Genomic DNA, 21,547 nt, shown 5'->3' with positions numbered 1-21,547 from the left:
TTGCGAGCCAGTCTGGTGTAACTTTCAGGTGCAAGGACAGAGAATCCCGAAAAGGGGTTCGTCTGTCTTTTTTTATGTCCACAGGTGCTTTAAAGATTGGAAACGATACGCACTGACTGTATTAATACAAAAGCAGACGAACTACTACCAGTAAAAATGTAACGAACAATAAGGGGGCAAAAAAGAATGACGAATGAATTAAAACGTACACCTCTATTTGAAGAATACGCGAAATACGGTGCAAAAACAGTAGACTTCGGTGGCTGGGAACTACCTGTTCAATTTACTTCCATTAAAGAAGAACATGATGCAGTGCGTCATCGTGCAGGCTTATTTGATGTATCACATATGGGAGAAATTTTAGTAACAGGTCCCGATGCATTAGGTTTTTTACAAAATCTTTTATCAAATGATGTATCTAAAATTGTTAATGGCCAAGCGCAATACACAGCCATGTGTTATGAAGATGGAGGCGTTGTTGACGATTTATTAACGTATAAATTAGCTGATAATCACTATTTATTATGTGTCAATGCAGCCAATATTGAAAAAGACTATGATTGGATGATGGAAAATCAACATCAATATGATGTGACGATTGATAACCAGTCCGATGCTTATGCACAAATTGCTCTTCAAGGACCATTAGCAGAGGAAGTTCTTCAATCCCTTACTTCGACTGATGTTCGTGCCATTAAATTTTTCCGCTTCCAAGAGGGCGTTGAAGTTGCGGGTCATCAAGTATTAGTTTCTCGTAGTGGCTATACAGGAGAAGATGGCTTTGAACTTTACGGTGCTCCAGAAGATATTAAAGCACTATGGGGTAAAATTTTAGATGCTGGTCATGATAAAGGCGTAGTACCGGCAGGTTTAGGATGCCGCGATACACTACGTTTTGAAGCAGGGCTACCATTATACGGTCAAGAGCTATCGGCAACAATTTCTCCACTTGAGGCTGGGATTGGCTTTGCTGTGAAATTAAATAAAGAAGACTTCATTGGTCATGAAGCATTAGTAGCGCAGAAGGAAAATGGTCTTACACGCAAATTGGTAGGCATTGAAATGATTGATAAAGGCATTCCACGTCATGGCTACAAAGTGTTCAAGGACGGTAAGGAAATCGGTGAAGTGACAACGGGTACACAGCTTCCTTCATCTAAACGTAATGTTGGTCACGCTTTAATTGACAGTCAATTCACAACAATCGGAACTGAGCTAGAAATCGAAATTCGTGGGAAACACTTAAAGGTAGTAACAGTAGAAACACCGTTTTACAAGCGTTCAAAATAATAGTTGAAAAGAGGGACCTACATTTATGAAACATCGTTATTTACCAATGACGGAGCAAGATCAAAAAGAAATGTTAGACGTAATCGGTGTATCCTCAGTTGATGAATTATTCGGGGATATTCCTGAGAAAGTCCGTTTTAAAGGCCTTTATGATATTAAGGAAGCAAAATCAGAATCTGCTTTATTAAAAGAATTAACAGCACTCTCTGCAAAAAATAAGGACACAAATGCTAATGTATCGTTTTTAGGTGCAGGTGTTTACAATCACTATAAACCAGTAATCGTGGACCATGTCATTTCTCGTTCAGAGTTCTATACAGCGTACACACCTTATCAACCAGAGATTTCACAAGGTGAGCTACAAGCAATCTTTGAATTCCAAACGATGATTGCCGAGCTAACTGGCATGGATCTTGCAAACTCTTCTATGTATGACGGTGGTACAGCATTAGCAGAAGCAGGTATGCTAGCAGCAGGTCATACGCGTCGTAAGAAAATATTAGTGTCTGAAGCAGTGCACCCAGAATATCGCGATGTTGTTGCTACATATGCCTATGGTCAATCCATTGAAATCGTGACAATCCCACAAAAAGATGGTGTGACAGATGTCGAAGCATTAAAAGAGTTAATCGATGACAACACAGCAGCTGTTATTGCTCAATATCCAAACTTCTTCGGTCAAGTGGAGGATATTCAAGTTATTAGTGATATTGCACATGAAGCGAAAAGCTTATTTGTTGTTTCTTCTAACCCACTTTCATTAGGCATTTTAACGCCTCCTGGTAAGCTAGGTGCTGATATTTGTGTAGGGGATGCGCAAGTATTCGGTATCTCTGAAGCATTTGGTGGGCCACACTGTGGTTTCTTTGCAGTGACAACGAAATTAATGCGTAAAGTGCCAGGTCGTCTTGTTGGTGAAACAGTGGATGGTGAAGGGCGCCGTGGTTATGTATTAACATTACAAGCACGTGAACAACATATCCGTCGTGATAAAGCAACATCTAATATTTGTTCGAACCAAGCACTTTTAGCACTTGCTGCATCTGTAGCGATGACAGCTTTAGGTAAACAAGGTATTCGTGAAATGGCTACGCAAAATATTGCCAAAACACGTTATGCAAAAAATGCCTTTGAAGCAGCTGGCTTTACAGTAGCATTCCAAGGTGCGCACTTTAACGAGATCGTTGTGAAAACGAATAAATGTGTGAAGGAAATCAATAAAGGCTTAATCGAAAAGGGTATAATCGGTGGATATCCTCTAGGGCAAAATTATGACTCTCTGAAAAATCATGTGCTTATTGCAGTAACTGAATTACGCACAAAAGAAGAAATTGATGCACTTGTTGCAGAAATGGGGGCTCTTAATGCATAACGAAAATCAATCACTCATTTTTGAAATTTCAAAAGAAGGTCGCGTTGGCTATAGCTTAGAAGCACTTGATGTACCTGAAGTAGACCTAGCAAATTTACTGCCTGCAAGCTTAGTTCGTACGGAAGCTGCAGAGTTACCTGAAGTGTCTGAGCTTGATATTATGCGTCATTACACAGCACTTTCTCGTAGAAACCATGGGGTAGACTCTGGCTTCTATCCACTCGGCTCTTGTACGATGAAATATAATCCAAAAATTAATGAAGCAGTTGCACGTCTTTCAGGCTTCGCGAATGTTCACCCATTACAGGATGAATCGACAGTACAAGGTGCGATGGAGCTTCTCTATGATTTACAAACTTCTTTAGTAGAAATTACAGGAATGGATGAAGTAACATTACAACCAGCAGCAGGTGCCCATGGTGAATGGACAGCATTAATGATGATTCGCGCATTCCATGAGGCAAATGGTGAAGGTCACCGTAACAAAGTTATTGTTCCTGACTCAGCTCACGGTACAAATCCAGCCTCAGCAACAGTAGCAGGCTTTGAAACAATCACTGTGAAATCCGATGAAAATGGCTTAGTTGATATCGAAGACCTTCGTAAAGTCGTTGGTGCTGATACAGCTGCATTAATGCTAACAAACCCGAATACACTCGGTCTATTTGAAGAAAACATTATTGAAATGGCGGAGCTTATTCACTCTGTAGGCGGGAAAGTTTACTATGATGGCGCGAACTTAAATGCCGTTATGAGTAAAGCACGTCCTGGCGATATGGGCTTTGACTGCGTGCATTTAAACTTGCATAAAACATTTACAGGCCCACATGGTGGCGGTGGTCCAGGTTCTGGTCCAGTAGGCGTAAAAGCAGATTTAATTCCATTCCTACCAAAACCAGTACTAGTGAGAACAGAAGAAGGCACATACCACTTCGACTACGATCGTCCACAATCAATTGGACGTGTAAAACCTTACTTTGGTAACTTTGGTATCAATGTTCGTGCTTATACGTACATTCGTACAATGGGTCCAGATGGCTTAAAAGCTGTTACAGAATACGCTGTATTAAACGCAAACTATATGATGCGTCGTTTAGAGCCGTTCTTTGATTTACCATATAACCGTCACTGCAAACATGAATTTGTCTTATCAGGTCGTCGTCAAAAGAAATTGGGCGTTCGCACATTAGATATTGCAAAACGTCTGTTAGACTTTGGCTACCATCCACCAACAACCTACTTCCCATTAAACGTGGAAGAGGCATTAATGATCGAGCCAACAGAAACAGAATCAAAAGAAACATTAGATGCATTCTGTGATGTGATGATTCAAATTGCGAAAGAAGCAGAAGAAAATCCATCTATCGTGCAAGAAGCACCACATACAACTGTCGTATCTCGTCTTGATGAAACACGCGCTGCTCGTACACCAGTGCTGCGCTATCAAAAAGCATAATCCACAAAAAACCGTTCACTTCATATTGAACGGTTTTTTGTTTACGCACTTTAGGCTAGTACAAACTATACATAAAAATATAGTAATTGATATAATTACATTAATTTGTATATTTGATTTTTGAAGGGAGATTAAAATGCAGGCAGCAATATTTGAATTGAGCTTACCAATAAACAGTCTATTACATAATACATATAAAATAACGCAAGTTCTTGCCACTAGTAAATTATCCTTTGTGTATATGTCTGAACATATAAATACTGGAGAGCAACTAATCATTAAGGAATTTTTCCCAATGGAAATAGCGTTACGAGATTTGGATAACAAATCAGTAATCAATCGTGTACCCTCAACAAAGGGAAAATTTCAGGAATTAAAGGAAAGATTTCTAAGTGAAGCATTCATGATCCAACAATTGAACCATCAAAATATTGTTAAGTATAGACATCATTTTACTGAAAATGGTTCTATATATATGATTACAGATTATTATGAAGGGATATTACTGGACCAATATATACATAAATATGCTATTCACGAAAGGCATCATCTATATGAAGAAGTATTCCTTCCCTTAATTGATGCCATCTCGTATTTACATAGTAAAGGCATTATTCATCGGGATATAAAGCCGAATAATATTATAATTGATACGCAAGGGAAACCTTGCTTATTAGATTTCGGTTCAGCAATTTATTATAAAACGGTGGAAAAATATCCAATATTTACTACACTGGGATACTCACCTATTGAGCAGTATTCCGTTAAAGGAGAGCAAGGCATTTATACAGATATTTATAGTTTGATGGCAACTTTATACTTCGCATTAACAAACGAAGTCCCACTAGATGTTTCACAAAGAGTAATCGAGGATAAACTTACAAATGTGAGAAAATATAATAGAAAAGTGAGCATTCTTATGTCATTGACTATTTTATGGGGCTTGCAAGTGCAGCATAAAAAAAGATGTTCTTCCCTTTCTTTTATTAAATACATGATTATTTTGGAAAGAAAATTCAAATGTATAAAGAACTATTTTAAATGAATTAATTCTAAAAGACCAAAATTACTATATTTTTAATACTTTTTACTCATTTTAGTCTTAAAAGTATGATATTCAAAAGAACAACTTAGGGCCTAATAGCAATCGGACCTTTAGTTGTTTTTTTTATAAAAAAATAGGATTTATCCACTATTTCCCTAAAAAATATCATAATTATTACCATGTAATATTTTTAATAAAATGTCCTTAAAATGTTTTTGCTTACAATATATTCTATAGAAAATATTGACATTGATTTTAGGTATTGTATAGTTACTTTTGTGATACATAAAACCATTAGTGAATTTTGTATAAAAAATGCATAAAGTTGAATTAGAGCTTCTCGTACATAGTTCAGTACATTATTGTTTTTATTGTAAAATTTTATCTTAAATGTATATATCGACTTAATTTAAGTGTCTAAATGTTCTTTTAAGATGCTCGATTCAAGTAGTTATACAATTCTAATTCTGTATTTTTTACGCACTAATGTTTATGCTTACTCGAAATTCGTTATCTAAAGGAGGGATGGCTGTAGTAATATACAGCCAAATGAATGGAGATTATTAGTCAAACGAACAGAACAATGCTCTTTGAAGAAATAAACCCAGAGAAATTGGATTTAATTACGCTTGTTGGCGATGTAAAAGGAATCGACAGTCTAAGTGATGAAAAGATCAAAGAAATTAGTCAACATCTTCTTGTAAAAAGCTTCGACGAATTTTTAGATAAGTTTTCACCTACTGTGTATTCATTTTATAACGCGGCAAATCAAAAGGTTATGTATACCTTGAAAAAGCCTGAAGGAATTCAAGATGATTGTATATCTGAAATAGCAATCGACCAAAATAACGATTTTTTAAAGATGCTATTTACGCTCATTGATACAAAAAGAAGTCAGGGCATCACGAATGTAGATTTTAAATTTGAAAATTTACTAGACATGATTTCTCCTAAAAAAGTCATGGATGATATTCGCCAAGTTCGTAAGGAAATTCATTACCTATACAGTGAGTATGACAAGCTGGATGAGGGAGATCCGAAAAAATTAGATACTGGTGACAAGCTAAATCTTATGTTTGAAGTAGCTAGTAGAAACTACAACAATGTAATGGCGATGCTGCCTTTAGCAATTGAAGATATTAAAACAAGATTATTATTAGGTGCTAGTCAAGATGAGGATGAGTCCGAAAAATTACAAATAGGTACGCTTACTATTGGTGATAATGGCGAATTGAAAATTATTGAGGCACCTCAAACGAATAGTTCAGAACTGATGGTCATTGAAGAAAATAGTAATTACGGCTTGAGTACAGTTTTCGAAGAAGACTATGAGGCTATTACAGAATCGCCGTCTTCCTATGTAAAAGATTTAGTTGTGAGAACGTTCTCACCTCTACCAGCTGTAAAAGCCGAATTTGATGTTGAAACAGAAGTTCAAAATTACAATACATACCTAGAGTTCTATAAGGATGCAAAGGATGAATTTGTAAAAACGGTCAAGCCTTTAGTCGAAAAGCTATTAGGTGTCAAAATGTACTTCGATCAATATGCTACGAAAAATAAAGGTATGCAGCCGTCATTATTAGTGACAAACACGAAGCTCGATATGCTTGTGAAAAGTAATAATCTACCAAGATTACGCACGTATTTAAATACGGTTAACGCTAAAAATGATTTTACAGATACTGTATGGTATGGCATTGTACCTGCTCTAGAATTAGAATCTTCTGGAAAAATGAAAGTTAGCCGATCAAGATTCAAAGGGAATGAAAAGGTTACAAAGCAAGAGGGTAACACAATGGAATCTTTATCAATCCTCTTAGATACGGTAAAAGATTACAAGGTTCAAATTTTCTTTAACTTTATGGCTGAAGAAGAAACTACCTTCAACGGCATCGCAACTGCTGGGATTGATCGCCTGATCGATAAATGCTCGGTTCTTGTCAGAAAAGAATTTAGTGAGTTCGCGATACCATGCCTACCAAACTTTACGATTATTCCAAAAGATAAATCAGGCGTAGTTATTGATACGAGAATGCATACTACCGAAAATGGAGCTCGTCTATCGAAAGAAAAGGAAGATATTTTAAAGCTTTGGATAGAAGGCGTTTATGTAGGTGCTAGCTATGTAGCAGCAGGTATCGTTTCCGCCTACCAATGCCCAGAGTATTTAAAGGAATCATTTAAAAATGTAAAACGTAATTACCCTGGAGTTCGATTTGATATTGAAGCCGGAGACAACTCACTTAGGGCTGTAACTACGATGGCGAAGGAAATTTCAGGTTTTACGAATAATATTAAAGACGCTATTAACAGCAGAAGCTTCGGTTTTGTATTCTCTTCCGAAAATGCCCAACTACAGGATAAAGATATTAGACGTATTACTGTTTATAAAGCAAGAAGTCTAGCAATGGAAGAAGATGGATTCGATTCAATCTATAAAACGCAAGTTAGTACGTATATTGAAAGAATACTTCGATTCCAATCTGGTGACTTTAAGCACGAGAATATCGTTCGCTTCTTTAGTAATAATCCAAGTAGTCAAAAAAGTAAGTGGCTGAATGATAAAGGTCATGTAAACTCTATCATTCATGACGGAGATGATATTGGCTACATCATTGATGAGAAAACAAGCTTATGTCAGATCGATCTTGTATTTAACGGTAATGTTAAAAATCTTGAGGTCACGATTACTAAAGGGACAAGTGCTGTTAAAGCCTAACAATTTATTTATCACCATTTTCAATTATTTAAGTAGGGTGTTTAAGATTTATCATTCATAAATCTTTTAACATAAATATGAATCGAACGACTAATTGCTAAAATGAAAAATATTACATATTTCATCGTGTCGGTATGAAACATGGCCCTGTGAAATGAATAGCTGTACTTAAATTTATTTCATTAGAACAGTCAGAAGTTACGATTCAACAAAATTTAGGAGGTACTAAAAATGGGTTTTGTATTAAAAGTAGAAGGATCAGAAGCAATTGAATTAGGGTTAGAAAGCATCATGACTGTCGAATATGAGACAGATACACCGAATGATTCTAACGCGCGCTCTACAGATGTTGGGGCAACTTTAAAAGTAAAAGGTAAAATTTTAACTGCCACTGATGGTGATAATTCTGATGATACGATGAAATTAGGATTATGGTCATTAGTACCAGCTGAAAAAGCTGATTGCTACCGCAAAGTGACACTTGAAGTGATCTCAGCTGATCAAGTAGTAAGAAAAATTCATTTCCCAAATGCTTTCGTTGTGGACTATACAGAAAGATATGGTGACACTGAAGGTATTGGTGAGTTCTTCTTATTTATTAAGCAAAAGAAAGACAAAACAGAATTGGCAAAAATCGAAGGCGGCTACGCTGTCTAAGATTGCAGCACGATAAAACACTACTATATCTAAGGAACTTTTATAGTTCCTTAGATTATTTTTAATAATCCTAAATTGGGGTTGAAAACATGAAAACGCATTATGAAACATTGGGTATAGACCGAAATGCAACACAAGAGCAAATAAAATTAGCTTATCGAAAGCTTTCCAAAAAGCATCACCCTGATGTGAGTGGTGGAAATCAAGAGTCAGAGAAAATTTTTTTAGAGGTTCAAGAGGCATATAAGGTGCTTAAAGATCCAGCGCTGAAAGAGACTTACGATGCCCGTCTCGATGGCAAAGGTACCAGCTGGCAAAATGAACAACAAAATGAAAAGCATTCAAACGGACATCAGTCTACAGAGAAAAAGCCAGATTTTAATATGAATAATATTGAAAAAAACTTTGAACATTTCTTTGGCTTCAATCCTAAAACAAAGGAGATGTCCTCAACGCTTCATAAAAAAACGAAGAAAAATCCATTGGATACAACGGATTTATTTGAACGTTTTTTTAATAAATAAGCTATGGCAAAAAGAGAGGAGTGTGATTATATGTATGAGCCATTTTCAGCTGAAGCTTACAGTGGAAATACACGAAAAAAAATGTTTATAAAAATTATCGATATCATTATTGTCACAATCGCCTTCTTTTTCATTTTATATGTTTTTGTGATGAATCAGGATGTCCTTTTGAAATTCGTTATTGGGACGGTAATAGTCATACTCGCCATTATATATGTATCGCTTAAATACGAAGCAAAGGCAATCACTCAAGTGATGGCTAAGAAGGACATTTCAAAGCTTGTTCTTCTTAATGAACGTGGAGTAGAAATAGATGAATGGGAACTTGGCGATCAAATTTCATTGCTTATTGGAAAAAGTTCAGCTGAACACAAGGCGGATATTGATTTAAGTGGAACAGAGTATGAATCTCTTGTGAATTATGAGCATGCTGTACTAAATTGTGTAGCTGGAATTTGGTATTTAGAGGATATAGATTCGGTTAATGGTGTTGGCTTAAAAAAAGCGAATAAGCGCGTAAAAAATAGATTAAAACATGAGATTCCTTACCCATTAGGTAATGGAGACACAATATACATAGCGAATACGCGAATTTTGGTTAAATAGAGAAAAAATTCGTAACAAAGATGGGGGATATCGAAATGAGTTTGATTAGATGTACAAATGGTCATATGTTTAGTTCAAGGAGACATCGCAATATTTGTCCTTACTGTAACGTGATGGTGGAACAGGAGCAAAGACAAAATAGTCCTTCCTCACCTGTCATTGAAGCAGATGATAAAACATTGCCTTACTTAGGAGAAATGGATGGGATAGATCCTGTAACAGGATGGTTAGTTTGTATTGAAGGGCCACAAATGGGTAGAGATTATCGTATCTTATCTGAAAAGAATTTTATAGGTAGAGCAGAAGATATGCATATCCGCATTGCAGGGGACAATTCCATCTCTAAGCGAAATCATGCAGTCATTGTGTATGATCCTAAAAAACGTAATTTTTACTTACTGCCAGGAGATGCATCAGGATTAGCCTATCTAAATAATGAGGCCGTTTATACACCAACGGAATTAGCAGCCTATGATGTGATACAGCTAGGGAGAAGTATATTTTTATTTATTCCACTTTGTGGTGTTCACTTTGAATGGGAAAACAATCAAAGTGAGGAATGATGACATATGGACCAAAAGTTATTGCCGTACATAATTACCTTAATCTTTATCATTGTCCTTATCTTGTTACTGCTAATAAGAAGTATACTTGCTCAAAAAATGGATAAAGGGAAAATTTATATTGGAAATGGTCAAACAATCGGAAGACGTGATGAGCAGGATGATTATTTCTCAACTGCCGAAACGACATATGGCACAATCGCGGTGCTTGCAGATGGAATTAGCGGCTTAGCCAATGGTCGGATGGCTAGCACGATCGCAGTGACAACCTTCATAGAAGAATTTAAAAAGCTTAGTAGCTTAAATAATCTACAAAACTTTTTTAAGGAAGCTGCTATAGCAAGCAATCATATGATTGTGGAAAACTTAAATGGCTCCAATGGAGGAACAACATTAGTCACGGCCGTTATTGATAGTGAAGGCTATCTTCATTGGGGGGCAGTAGGGGATAGTGTTCTCACGATCTTTAGAAATGGTGAATTTCTAAAGATTAACCAAAAACATATTTTTGAGTCAGTTTTAACCGAAAGATATATTTCAGGTGAAATTTCGCAACTTGAGGTTCAGGAAAATCCTCTAAAAAAGAGATTAATCAATTATTTAGGATATGCAGGCTTTAAAAATTTGGATACAGGAAATAATCCGATTCAGCTAAATAGAGGGGACAAGGTATGTCTTTTTAGTGATGGAATCTATGATGCTTTAACGGAGGTTGAAATGGAAAAAATTCTCTCTCAGCAAGCTCCACCCTATGATTTAGCACAAAGCATGATAAAAGCCGTTGAACAAAAACGCTTAAAAAATCAAGATAATGCTACCATCGTGATTTTAGAAAAAACTTGGTGACGATGAATAGGGAATAGAGAAGGAGGAGACGTATGAGAAAGGAAAATTGCGACTTTAAAACGGGCTTTTTATCTGAAGCAGGGTCCTTTCTGCAAAATAAAGACTATTTTGCCTATACAGAACTTGACGATGTAGCTTGTTGGGTAGCTGTCAAGGGCTTGGATGCAGATCAGGAAATTAGTAGTGCAGAGCTTGCCGTAAAGGCTATATTGGAAAAATTTATGGAAAAGCCAGCTATGTCAAGGAGAGCTATCAATAAATACCTTAGACATGCACAAAATATACTACAAGCACAAAGCTTACGAGTAAGATTAAAGGCTAGTATTGTCATAGTTGTTTCCGACTACTCAAAAATGATTGTTGGAGTAGCGGGGAATTCGCGACTGTATCACTTCCGAAACGGTACATTAACCTACAAAAGTACAGACCAAAGTTTAGCACAGGAAATAGTAAACAGTCAGAACCGTTCATTAGATATTAGCCAGCATGAAGAAAGAGGGAATTTGTTGAATTATCTAGGTAAACCAAACAAATTTCAACCCTTTGTGTCTAAAAAAATGAAGCTTACTGATGGTGATGTCCTATTACTTTGTACAGCTGGCTTTTGGGGAGATGTCAGTGAGATTGAGATGGCTGACGCTTTGGAAGGTGTCAAAGATTCTGAACAATATACAGATTTGTTGGAAGAAATATTGTTGAGTAGGCAAAGAAAAGTTGTAGAAAATTATACGGTTGCTGCGATATTTGTGAACAAGGTGTATCAAGAAACGAACAAAAACAAGATGAAGTATATAAAAATGATTGCTGCTGCATTAGTTTTAGCCTTGGTTGTAGGTGGCGGCACGATTTTTTATCAAGTAAAACAAGCAAAAAAATTAGCAGAGTTAACAGTCGAGATGAAGGACCATGAAAAGAGTGGAAATGTTTACTTTCAAGACGGAAATTATGATAAAGCTTTACTTGCATATAGTGAGGGAAGAAATGCAGCAAAAAAATTAAAAGATCCTATACATAGAAATTTACTAGCTAGAAAATTAAGAGTGACACAACTAATTATCAATGGTGATAAATCAGCGGAAACTGGAAAATTTACAGAGGCATTAGAACATTATGAAAAAGCTAAAAAAGAGGGCAAACTCATTAATGGATTTGGTAAGGAAGAAGTAGAGCAAAGAATTGCCAACATGGATTCCGTTGTGGAGATTGTTGATGCTATAAAAGATGCAGATTTTCGTTTTGAGGCAGAGGACTACAGTGGGGCTTTAGCCATTTATGAGAAAGCTAGAAAAAAAGCACTCGCCATTTCATTTACTGGAGAGACACAAATTAAAACAAAAATTGAAGATACACAAGAAAAAATAAATGAATTGAAGAAGGCTCAAAAAGAATTAAAGGCAGAAGGGTTAGAAAAAAGTGGGGATCAGAGCTATGCCCGTCAGGAATATGTTCAAGCGATAGAGTCCTATACGCTTGCGCAGGAGATTTATCAAGAAACAGAATTACTGGCAAAAGTTCTTGGATTAGAGAGAAAGATTATGAATGCGAATGATAAATTAAACCCTGTTCCACAGGTTCAACCAGCAGATAATGCACTTCCTAATGAAGCAGAACCTCCAGTAGATGAAGTAACTGATGCCAGTTAGCATTCAAATCCTGAGTCATGAAAGAAGGAAAGTAAATTGTTAAAAGAGCTCATGTTTGAACGTTTACGAAAAATAGAAAATCTAGAGCAACGTCAATTACTAAAGGATATTGTAAGTGGCGTTTTTGTAAATCTAATTGATTATCAAGAAGATATGAACAAAAAGCTTGAAGAACGTATTTTTAATGAAATCGATGATTACGAGAATAGATATGACATTTACACAACGCTTAGTGCCCGAGAAGATGTCGACCCCATTCATGATTGTTTGTTTCCGATATGTCCAACAGATTTGGAAGAGACAAAAATAGACATGGAGAAGCTTCTTGAATCCATTAAAAATAATGAACCTGCAATACTCATGACATTATTTTTAGAGTGTGATTCTATCGAAATACAGCATTTACTTGCACAGCAACGAATTTTCAATGGTCATCTTGCTACATCGCAGGGATTGGTCGAAATAAAGCTGAGTCTTACCAAAAATAATCGCTATTTGCAAAAAATTAAAGACCTTTATTCAATCTTCCAAAGAAATGGCCTACCTTGGAAAACAATCAATCATCCTTTTGTGAGTAAGTTCATTGATGTCATACTGATAGGCTGTCCACCATTAAATGAGGATGTAGAAATTTTCGAGGTTACGATTGATTTAGAGGAATATGAGCAGCAAAAACGATTGAATATGGTTCCGCTTTGGAATGTTCAGCGTCACGAGGTTAAGAATAGCGGTTTTCCATTTCCGGCCATCGATCGAATAAATTATGAGCATGTCTTATCGTTACGAAAAACAGGTACTCAACATGGTTATCTCATTGATGCGGAAGAAGACAATATTAGATATATAAAACGTTCAGATAGCGAATTAACCATTGTTTCACCTCAGGATCAATCAGGAGTATGGCAGCTACTTAAAATAGCTAAAGTAGAAAAAGAACAAGTAGGTAAATTGACTTATGAACTAGTCTCGAATCGGCGAAATGAACACTTTATGCACAAGCTTTCTAGTAAATATAATGTCAATGTTTCAACAAAAGGAGAAATAATTAGACTGATAAACTCCTTTCAGGCAGCAGACAATCTTGAACTTTTGAGAATAGATATTTTGGAAGGGCTTTTAGAGAATCGTCACTTCGTGCATCCATTTTTAAAAGACGCAACAGAAGATGCTAGTCATAAAAAGACGATGCTATTACAATTCCTGTCAAAACAAGAGCGAGATTTTATGACGAATGATGTCTTAAGCTTTCTTCTTGCTGAAGTCCAAAGGCATTTCACTGAATATAAATGTGTAGGTAAATGGTTATGAACTATATTTGGGATTTACTTATACAAGCTGAAGAAGAGGGCTTTTTAACAAAGGATATTTACTTTCATCTTGCCAAAATCTATTCACCTTATATGGAGCTTAGTCCACAACTATTAAATTCACAGGCAATAGAGCAACATGTGGAAGTAAACCCCTATTATCGGTACTTCGATATTTTTAAAGATCTCTTTCATCCTGATCATACGACTGATGAAGCATTTAGAGACGCTTTATTAGATATTACATTGCATTTTTTAGCTGAAATTGATCGAATGCAAGGCTTGAATAAAAAGGAATATTATATTCGCTTTATGCTGAGAGACATTGAAGCAAATGTATTTGGAAAACTGGTTCGCGATAAAATCAAATCTTTTTCAAAGAAAGAGCAAGAAATTATTGCGCTTAATATGCTCAGACTCTATCAAACAGGAGAAGCATTATATCTGATAAAGGACACGCTGAAAAATATATTTAGAAATTGTTTTATTTATGTGAAATCAGAGGAAAATGATGAATTACTGCTTTACATTCATCAAAAAAAGACAATAGAAAATATCAATAAAGTTCAGCTAATCCAAGAAATCTTTTTACCTATTGGCTTTCAGATGGAGGTTTACTGGCAATACCATTTTGGCATCATTGACGTAGAAGAGACGATGATGCTAGATCGAATAGCTCTTTATTAAAAAGTGGGGAGGGGTATAAATTGACGACTAAATATTCATATAAGCTTTATGCGAATAAGCGTTATACAGAAAAGAAATATATGACCTATACACGTGTAGAGTTGATGGAGATGACCACTTTTCAGCTTAGAAATATTTGTTATAAAGAAAAGCTCATAACAGGGTTAATTAATACGCTAACTAGGGACGAATTAATCGAGAAGATTTTAAGATACCGTGGAGCGGAAGAACATCTATTGATTAAAGAAAATCAAGATGGGGGCTTTGAGAGAGTCGAGGAGGCACTGCAAAAGTATTTAAAAACACCACTTTCAGATAATGGTGATATTAAAATACCTGCCAAAATGAATCTCTATAAAGGCATGAAAATAGATAAGCCAGATCAATACCTCATTGAAACAGGTGGCTTTCTTGTAGAATCCAATGTGCTACTAGTAAATGAGCATTTTGAGTTATGTGGCATTCTAAATATCGTAAAAGACGATGAAAAAGCGAATTGCTATTATTTAGTGGCAGATCAAGCGCTAGGAATACGCGAGACAAAGAATAAGAACTATAGCTTTATTTTTTTGCGAAAGCAAGACTCAGAGTATATCTATAAAACATATTATCAGGAGACGCCACTCCCACCAACAAATCTACATTACTACAAAGTGCCAATACCAGATTTAGAGATGAAACAGTTAGAGACAACCAATGCCATTCTTGCCATTGATTTTGGCACAACCAATACAACAGCTGGTGTATTTTTGGATAGCGATTATGTCTCATCACCTTGTAGCCATGATCTTTTAAATAAGAGAATTACACTCAATAGCATCAATTTTGTACAATTCCCAGACCCACTACACCAAAATGAATGGATTGAAGTTGTGCCTACAGTGGTTGCGGTTGCAGATTGCTCAAACGCTGATCACATAAACTATCATTTCGGCTATGAAGCCTTGAAGGTTATGAAAAAAAATAGCTATACATCATTAGCGACTAAATTTCAGGGCATCAAACGTTGGGTTAGTAATTATGCGAAATTGGAGGAAATAATGGATGCGAATGGGAATACAGCAGTTATCCCACGCAGTCAAATCCTAAGAGAATTTTTACTCTATATCATTCAAATGGCTGAGCATCAATTTAAATGTCGCTTTCAACATTTGCATATTTCAAGCCCTGTTAAGCTGAAAACTCAATTTTTAGATATGTTTCACGCCATTTTACCTGAATATCAAATTGAAATTGAGCATGCTCTCGATGAAGGAATGGCAGTGCTCTATAATACGATAGCCAATCAAATAGAGAATCAGAGCTTTATGGATGGCAAGGAATACAAGGCTCTAGTAATCGATTGTGGAGGGGGAACAACAGACCTCTCATCCTGTAAGTTTCGAATAGAGGACGGACATATTTCCTACAAAATTGATATTCATACAACCTATGAAAATGGGGATACCAATTTTGGTGGTAATAATATTACGTATCGAATTTTTCAATTTATGAAAATTGTCTTTGCGAATTATTATAGTCGTGGGAAAAATGCCTATGACATCGATGCGTTAATTGATATTCCAGGGAAGGATATTTATCGGTATGTGGATGATTATGGCGTCGAGGCGGTTTACAAGCAATTTGAAAAGGCATTTGAGGATGCTGAGTCTATTATCCCTACACGTTTTAAAGAATATGAAAATCATACGCGTGATGAGTATTTAAGGGTTCGTAATAATCATTATTTCTTATGGGAAATGGCCGAGGAAATGAAGAAAGAATTTTTCCGAAAAACCGGTATTCTTAGGAGTCGCTTTTACTCAGAAAGCGATATACAGCAAGATAGTGATTTGAATATCACAACGGTAGATCGCTGGTGTTTATCTCTATTAGAAAACCACCAATTTAAAGATGTTTATGACTATCCAAACGTTTATTTCAATATTAAAGAAATTAACCACCTAATCAAGGCGGATATTTATGATATTGTACGAGAGTTTTTAGAAGGTTTTTATGAAAGTGGCATGCTTGGGGAATATTCCATTATTAAGCTGACAGGACAATCTTGTAGAATTGACGCTTTTCGAGAGGCTTTAAAGGAATTTGTGCCAGGTCGTAGCATTGAATTTAGACAAAAGGCTGAAAATGTTGGAAAAGTGCCAGAATTAAAGCTCGCTTGTTTAAGAGGCGCATTACGCTACTTAAATGCAAAAAAGATTGGCATGATCGAAACGGAAGTAACAAATGCTGCACCTATTGTACCGTATACGGTTAGTGCATTTACTCATAATCGTCAGGAAAAGCTTCTGATTAGTAGTCTAGAGAGACTGAATCAAATTCATGGAACTATCTCCCGTCCATGGGGCGTCACAGAGGTTGAATTTTTCCTAACTGGAAGCGATCCTCAAGCAGCACATAAGTATACTTATATTAATCGTCAAGAGGATTTTGTCCCTGTGCTATATGAAAGTATTGCATCGAATTATTTTGATAAAATTCCACAGGACGAAACAGATTCAATCGTCAATGGGGAGGTTAAATTCTTTGTCTTTGCAGGAGAGGATCATTGGGGCTTCCATGTCGTGCCAGTGGCTAGGAAAGAGGAGCAGCTAATGATCGGGAGCAAGGAATTCTTTGCCTTTGAAACAGATTTATCAGAGCTAGATTTCTTTGATGGATTAAAGTAAGTAGGCATCTGCCAAAAAATAAAAGAGGTGAGTGACAGATGTTTACCAATCAATATCCACATTTTCAAAAAGGCAGAATTTTAAAAAGAGAAATGCTGGAGAACTTGCGCGATTATCCAAGGGAATTTTTAGATTTATATTTCCAGGATTATTCAAATGGCATTATAGCAGGTGCCAATATTACGATTGCAGATACTATTATCCATATTACAAAAGGGATCGTTAAACATAATAATAGGCTTTATCTACTGCATAATAGCTATGAACTTCCATATGAGGCAACAGGGCAAGAAACCATTATAAAAATAAAGTTTGCTGAAGCAGTGAATAAATTAGATTTCACGGATTTTACAGCCACTATTTTTCTCGATGAGTCTCTGAATCTTGCCCTAAACGAATTAGAAATAGCCCGCTTTAAATTAAAGGCTGGAGCAAGGCTGCGATCCGAGCCAAATAATTTTTTAGATTTTGCCACGGAATACAATACAGTGAATTATCTGCACTGTCAGTATGCAGGTATACAAGAGAGCACATACCACCCTAAAGTTTTACAGTTTTACGCAAAGGAATTATTAAAAAATCGCCCAACCAATGTATATGATATTACCTTTGCTTTTGAGTGTTTGAATCAGGAGCGGGTACAGCGAGATGTCATTGAAATGTATATTTGCAATCGATTAGAGTTAGAATTTCAAGCGTTTTCCAATAGTCAAATTCATAAATATTTATACCGTATATTATCTGAATCAAAGAACGGTGGTCGTCGAGGAGGACATAGTCCAGACCGACCAAAGCGTATGATAGTCGATTAACTAAAATTCAGTTGGTGAACAACGTTTAGGCATAAACAGGAGTTGAACGAAAAGGAGTGGTAAAAGATGAATTTCATGGATGAAGAAGTCATTGAGATGACGAAACAAGCAAGGCAGAAGAAACGATTGGAAAACATAGAAAAACAATTGTTACATACGGACCTTGTTCAAGCGATTAAAGATGGTCAGCTAATAATCGAAGATGAAACAATCGAATTTACGAAAATGGACTTTTATGATGGTCAAATCCAAATGCGTATTCCAGCCGCTTTTGAAGTAATGGAATCTGATTTAATGGATATTAAATATCCGTCCAGCCGAAGACCCGATTACATCTATACAAGTGAAAGTACATCTATTAATGTCACGCTGAAAATCATGGAACAACAAATAAAAGCAGAGGAATTAGAAGATTTCACACAGACGATGATGGAGATACTTCAAAAAATGCAGCCAACAACAAAAATGTTGGATATCGGCTTTAATGAAGTGAACGATGTCCAAATTGGTTACTTTGATTTCATAACACCTGCACTAGATAACAAGATTTATAATTTAATGTTTTTGTTTATAGTAGGCGAAAATGTGACGATGGGCTCTATAAATTGTTTGAAGAAAGAGATGAATATTTGGAAACCTATTGCTTATGGGATGATGGAAACTATCTCAATCCAAAATAAATTAGATGGAGAGGGTGTTATTTGATGGATCGGATAAAAAATGAAACAGCCTTAACATATAAAGATATGATCGTGATGCCCTATAACATTCGCGTCCATCAAATCGAAATTACGCAACAAATGAACGATCATGCTACATTGCATTTAACGGGTGTAATTCCAGATGAACTTGAAGATTCCTATGTATATATGACAGATGCAGAAACATCTATAGAGGTATTGCAAATAGATGGTAATGGTCAATCGAAGCCTATTTTTAATGGGTTAGCGTTAGATGTACAAGTGAAATCGGTGATGGGCACTTACTATTTGGAAGTTAAAGCAGTTTCACATACGTATTTACTAGATGTTAAGAAAAAAAATCAAACCTATCAAAATGCTAGTATGCCATACAGTGAATTAATCGATGTGTGTATTGCCGATCAAAAAGGTGCAGATTTCATAGATCATGTCACAAAGGGAGCTAGTATTGGTCGTTTTACAATGCAATATATAGAGACAGATTGGGAGTTTCTTAAACGAATGGCCTCGCGTTTTCATACAGGTCTAGTGCCAGATACAGTTCATTCATCTGCAAAATTTTATTTTGGTATTCCATTTCAAGCTGGAAGCACAAAGAAAATGGAGGCCATTAATTATCGGGTTAAAAAGGCTATTGGCAATTTTCTTATCTCAAGTAAAAATCATCTCGAAAGTATTACTGATAGTGACTACATGTATTATGAAGTAGAATCGCTGCAATCCTTCAAAATAGGCAATGAAGTTACTTTCCAATCTAAAAAATTGTATGTTTATAAAATTTTTTCAACTTTAAAAGATGGCTTGTTCAAGCATATTTATACGTTAACACCTCGGAACGGTTTCAGTGTCCACACTACCTATAATCAAGCTATTATTGGTGCTTCCATTCAAGGAAAGGTAATTGATGTTGCCGGAGACAAAATTCGTATTCATGTCGATTTTGATGAGGGGCAAGAAAAGGATACGGCCTATTGGTTTCCATATTCAACAATTTATGCATCAGAAGATAACACAGGATGGTATTTTATGCCGGAGCTATCTGATAATGTAAGAATCTATTTTCCAAGCAATCATGAGGATGAAGGGATTGCGATTAGCTCTGTTTCAAAAGCGCCTCCACAATCAAATACGATGTTAGCAGCAACTAATCCAACTAGTCAAGATGGGGGTGGCGGGTCAAGTGCCACACCACCAGAGGATAGTCGCCAAGATCCAGGACGTATGGCTGATCCAGATGTAAAAACACTCAGAACAAAGCATGGAAAACAAATTCTACTTGCACCTGATCGGATCGTCATATCGGGTGGAGGATTGATGATTTCACTGATGGATGATAATGGTATTTCGATAATAAGTGATAAGAATATTAACTTAAAAGCTACAGATAAAGTGGTCATTAATGCCAAACAAATAATGATTAATGCGAACGAGAAAATTGAGATGACCTGTAAAGAAAATTCAATCAAGATGGAAGATAAAATGGAAATTAAAGGAACAGAAGTACGAGCAAATTAGTGAGGATGTGAATGTATGAAACGAGAAGAAGCATTACAGCATTTTATGGATGAATGCGTTTCAGTTCATGTCAGCCGATTGCAAGAGAAAGTTGATCGACAGTTTCGCCAAAACAAGGAAATTTTGCTACAGCCAATCATTTACTCACTTGAACAGCTGTTTGCGAATATTAGAGATCAGCAAAGACAGGGAAAGTTAGCACCAATTGCCTTTATTCATCTTTCTTTGCTGCGAACCTCATTACTAGAAAACAAGTGTACGTATTTGCTAGAGGCATATGGTGAAGCATGGTACTTCGATTGGGTCGAATGTACAGCACATTATGAAGCAACATGGCTTAGTGAGGCAATGGTTGATTTACAAAAGATACTTGAGAAAGAAAGAAAACCGTATCTCATGATTCAAGCAGCTGATGTTAGAGGGATTCTTCAAAAGATAGTAGTTCTATTTCATCAGTATATCATTCAATTGGTTCGCTATCTTTTTCGCTATCAAAAGGAAAGCGTACCTGAACTCCATTTTCAACGAGCAGAGTGCTTGCGATTTCGTGTTGGTGAGTACAAAGGGGTTAGTGAGGATGTTGCTATCATTGACGAACGAGAACGGGTGGATAAAAACCTTCTCTCATGGTTAGAGCAAAAAGAGATGGACAAATCGTATACATTCGAAAACTTCTCAAACCTACCATTACAACAGAAAAATTTTAACCAGATGGATTTTTCCTACGCAATTTTTAACAGTTGTGATTTAGCAGGGTCTTCATTGAAGCAAAGTATTTGTGTTGGTACTAGCTTTGTAGATTGTGGTTTAGAGAATGTTGACTTTTCCTATGCAGCTATTCAAGATACTGATTTTCGAAATGCCAATTTGGTAGGCGCTAATTTTAGTTATGCTCAAGGAAAAACGCTAAGGCTTTCCGGAGGGGAAGTGGCATGCTACCTCGGTACTGATTTCAGTAATGCCAATTTGGAAAATGCGAGATTTGACTTTGCGCAGATTGAAGGTGCCAATTTTACAGGTGCTAATTTAAAGGGGGCTACCTTCTTTAAACGTGATCAAGAGAAGTATCAATTTAGCGCAGAACAGATGAAAGATGTTCATTGGATTTATTAGCACTGATAGATACAGGAGG

Annotated in this window: 18 protein-coding genes; all 18 read left to right on the top strand. The window is 36.2% G+C overall.

The genetic code is table 11. The features are described 5' to 3' along the window. Positions 1-186: 186 nt before the first annotated feature. The 18 genes from gcvT to MKY46_RS14725 all read left to right on the top strand — a co-directional run bounded on the left by gcvT (position 187) and on the right by MKY46_RS14725 (position 21,528). Positions 187-1,290 (top strand): glycine cleavage system aminomethyltransferase GcvT, encoded by a 1,104-nt coding sequence (gene gcvT, locus MKY46_RS14810; RefSeq protein ID WP_036120204.1) that lies wholly within the window; start codon positions 187-189, stop codon positions 1,288-1,290. A 25-nt stretch (positions 1,291-1,315) separates the two neighbouring features. Next, complete coding sequence (gene gcvPA / locus MKY46_RS14805; protein ID WP_036120201.1) at positions 1,316-2,662, top strand: aminomethyl-transferring glycine dehydrogenase subunit GcvPA; 1,347 nt, start codon at positions 1,316-1,318, stop codon at positions 2,660-2,662. Beyond that, a complete protein-coding gene (gene gcvPB / locus MKY46_RS14800) occupies positions 2,655-4,118 on the top strand; it encodes an aminomethyl-transferring glycine dehydrogenase subunit GcvPB (protein WP_340834666.1) in 1,464 nt (487 codons plus the stop codon). The genes gcvPA and gcvPB overlap by 8 nt, the downstream gene beginning before the upstream one ends. A 136-nt stretch (positions 4,119-4,254) precedes the next feature. Continuing rightward, positions 4,255-5,163 carry a serine/threonine protein kinase gene (locus tag MKY46_RS14795; protein WP_340834665.1) on the top strand — a complete coding sequence of 303 codons (909 nt, stop codon included), beginning with the start codon at positions 4,255-4,257 and terminating at the stop codon, positions 5,161-5,163. A 553-nt stretch (positions 5,164-5,716) separates the two neighbouring features. Beyond that, positions 5,717-7,885 carry a hypothetical protein gene (locus MKY46_RS14790; protein WP_036120196.1) on the top strand — a complete coding sequence of 723 codons (2,169 nt, stop codon included), beginning with the start codon at positions 5,717-5,719 and terminating at the stop codon, positions 7,883-7,885. A 231-nt stretch (positions 7,886-8,116) separates the two neighbouring features. After that, positions 8,117-8,542 (top strand): hypothetical protein, encoded by a 426-nt coding sequence (locus MKY46_RS14785; protein WP_036120193.1) that lies wholly within the window; start codon positions 8,117-8,119, stop codon positions 8,540-8,542. Between the two features lie 89 nt (positions 8,543-8,631). Further along, positions 8,632-9,066: a J domain-containing protein gene (locus MKY46_RS14780; RefSeq protein ID WP_036120190.1), complete on the top strand. Its 435-nt coding sequence runs from the start codon at positions 8,632-8,634 to the stop codon at positions 9,064-9,066. A 30-nt stretch (positions 9,067-9,096) separates the two neighbouring features. Further along, positions 9,097-9,672: an FHA domain-containing protein gene (locus tag MKY46_RS14775; RefSeq protein ID WP_036120187.1), complete on the top strand. Its 576-nt coding sequence runs from the start codon at positions 9,097-9,099 to the stop codon at positions 9,670-9,672. A 35-nt stretch (positions 9,673-9,707) separates the two neighbouring features. Continuing rightward, positions 9,708-10,235, top strand: a complete 528-nt coding sequence (locus MKY46_RS14770) for an FHA domain-containing protein (RefSeq protein WP_036120184.1) — start codon at positions 9,708-9,710, stop codon at positions 10,233-10,235. Positions 10,236-10,241: 6 nt separating this feature from the next. Next, positions 10,242-11,081 (top strand): PP2C family protein-serine/threonine phosphatase, encoded by an 840-nt coding sequence (locus tag MKY46_RS14765; RefSeq protein ID WP_036120181.1) that lies wholly within the window; start codon positions 10,242-10,244, stop codon positions 11,079-11,081. A 32-nt stretch (positions 11,082-11,113) separates the two neighbouring features. Next, positions 11,114-12,724: a serine/threonine protein phosphatase gene (locus tag MKY46_RS14760; protein WP_340834661.1), complete on the top strand. Its 1,611-nt coding sequence runs from the start codon at positions 11,114-11,116 to the stop codon at positions 12,722-12,724. A gap of 36 nt (positions 12,725-12,760) precedes the next feature. Beyond that, on the top strand, positions 12,761-14,032 hold the full coding sequence (locus MKY46_RS14755) for a normocyte-binding protein (protein WP_340834659.1): 1,272 nt from the start codon (positions 12,761-12,763) through the stop codon (positions 14,030-14,032). Further along, positions 14,023-14,718: a hypothetical protein gene (locus tag MKY46_RS14750; RefSeq protein ID WP_036120178.1), complete on the top strand. Its 696-nt coding sequence runs from the start codon at positions 14,023-14,025 to the stop codon at positions 14,716-14,718. Before MKY46_RS14755 ends, MKY46_RS14750 begins: the two co-directional genes overlap by 10 nt. 80 nt (positions 14,719-14,798) lie before the next feature. Beyond that, on the top strand, positions 14,799-17,387 hold the full coding sequence (locus MKY46_RS14745; RefSeq protein ID WP_051891607.1) for a molecular chaperone: 2,589 nt from the start codon (positions 14,799-14,801) through the stop codon (positions 17,385-17,387). Positions 17,388-17,425: 38 nt separating this feature from the next. Further along, entirely contained in the window at positions 17,426-18,199 is a 774-nt protein-coding gene (locus MKY46_RS14740) for a hypothetical protein (protein WP_036120174.1), read from the top strand. Between the two features lie 66 nt (positions 18,200-18,265). Beyond that, positions 18,266-18,904: a hypothetical protein gene (locus MKY46_RS14735; RefSeq protein ID WP_036120171.1), complete on the top strand. Its 639-nt coding sequence runs from the start codon at positions 18,266-18,268 to the stop codon at positions 18,902-18,904. Then, entirely contained in the window at positions 18,904-20,415 is a 1,512-nt protein-coding gene (locus tag MKY46_RS14730; protein WP_036120168.1) for a phage baseplate assembly protein V, read from the top strand. The genes MKY46_RS14735 and MKY46_RS14730 overlap by 1 nt, the downstream gene beginning before the upstream one ends. Before the next feature lie 15 nt (positions 20,416-20,430). After that, positions 20,431-21,528, top strand: coding sequence for a pentapeptide repeat-containing protein (locus MKY46_RS14725; protein ID WP_036120165.1), 1,098 nt, complete (start codon positions 20,431-20,433; stop codon positions 21,526-21,528). Positions 21,529-21,547: the final 19 nt, after the last annotated feature.

Origin of the sequence: Lysinibacillus sp. FSL M8-0355 (assembly GCF_038008985.1) — a bacterium.
GTDB classification, from domain to species: Bacteria; Bacillota; Bacilli; order Bacillales_A; family Planococcaceae; genus Lysinibacillus; species Lysinibacillus fusiformis_D.
Note: the sequence above shows the minus strand (reverse complement) of the source record. Positions and strands in the feature narration are given on the sequence as shown.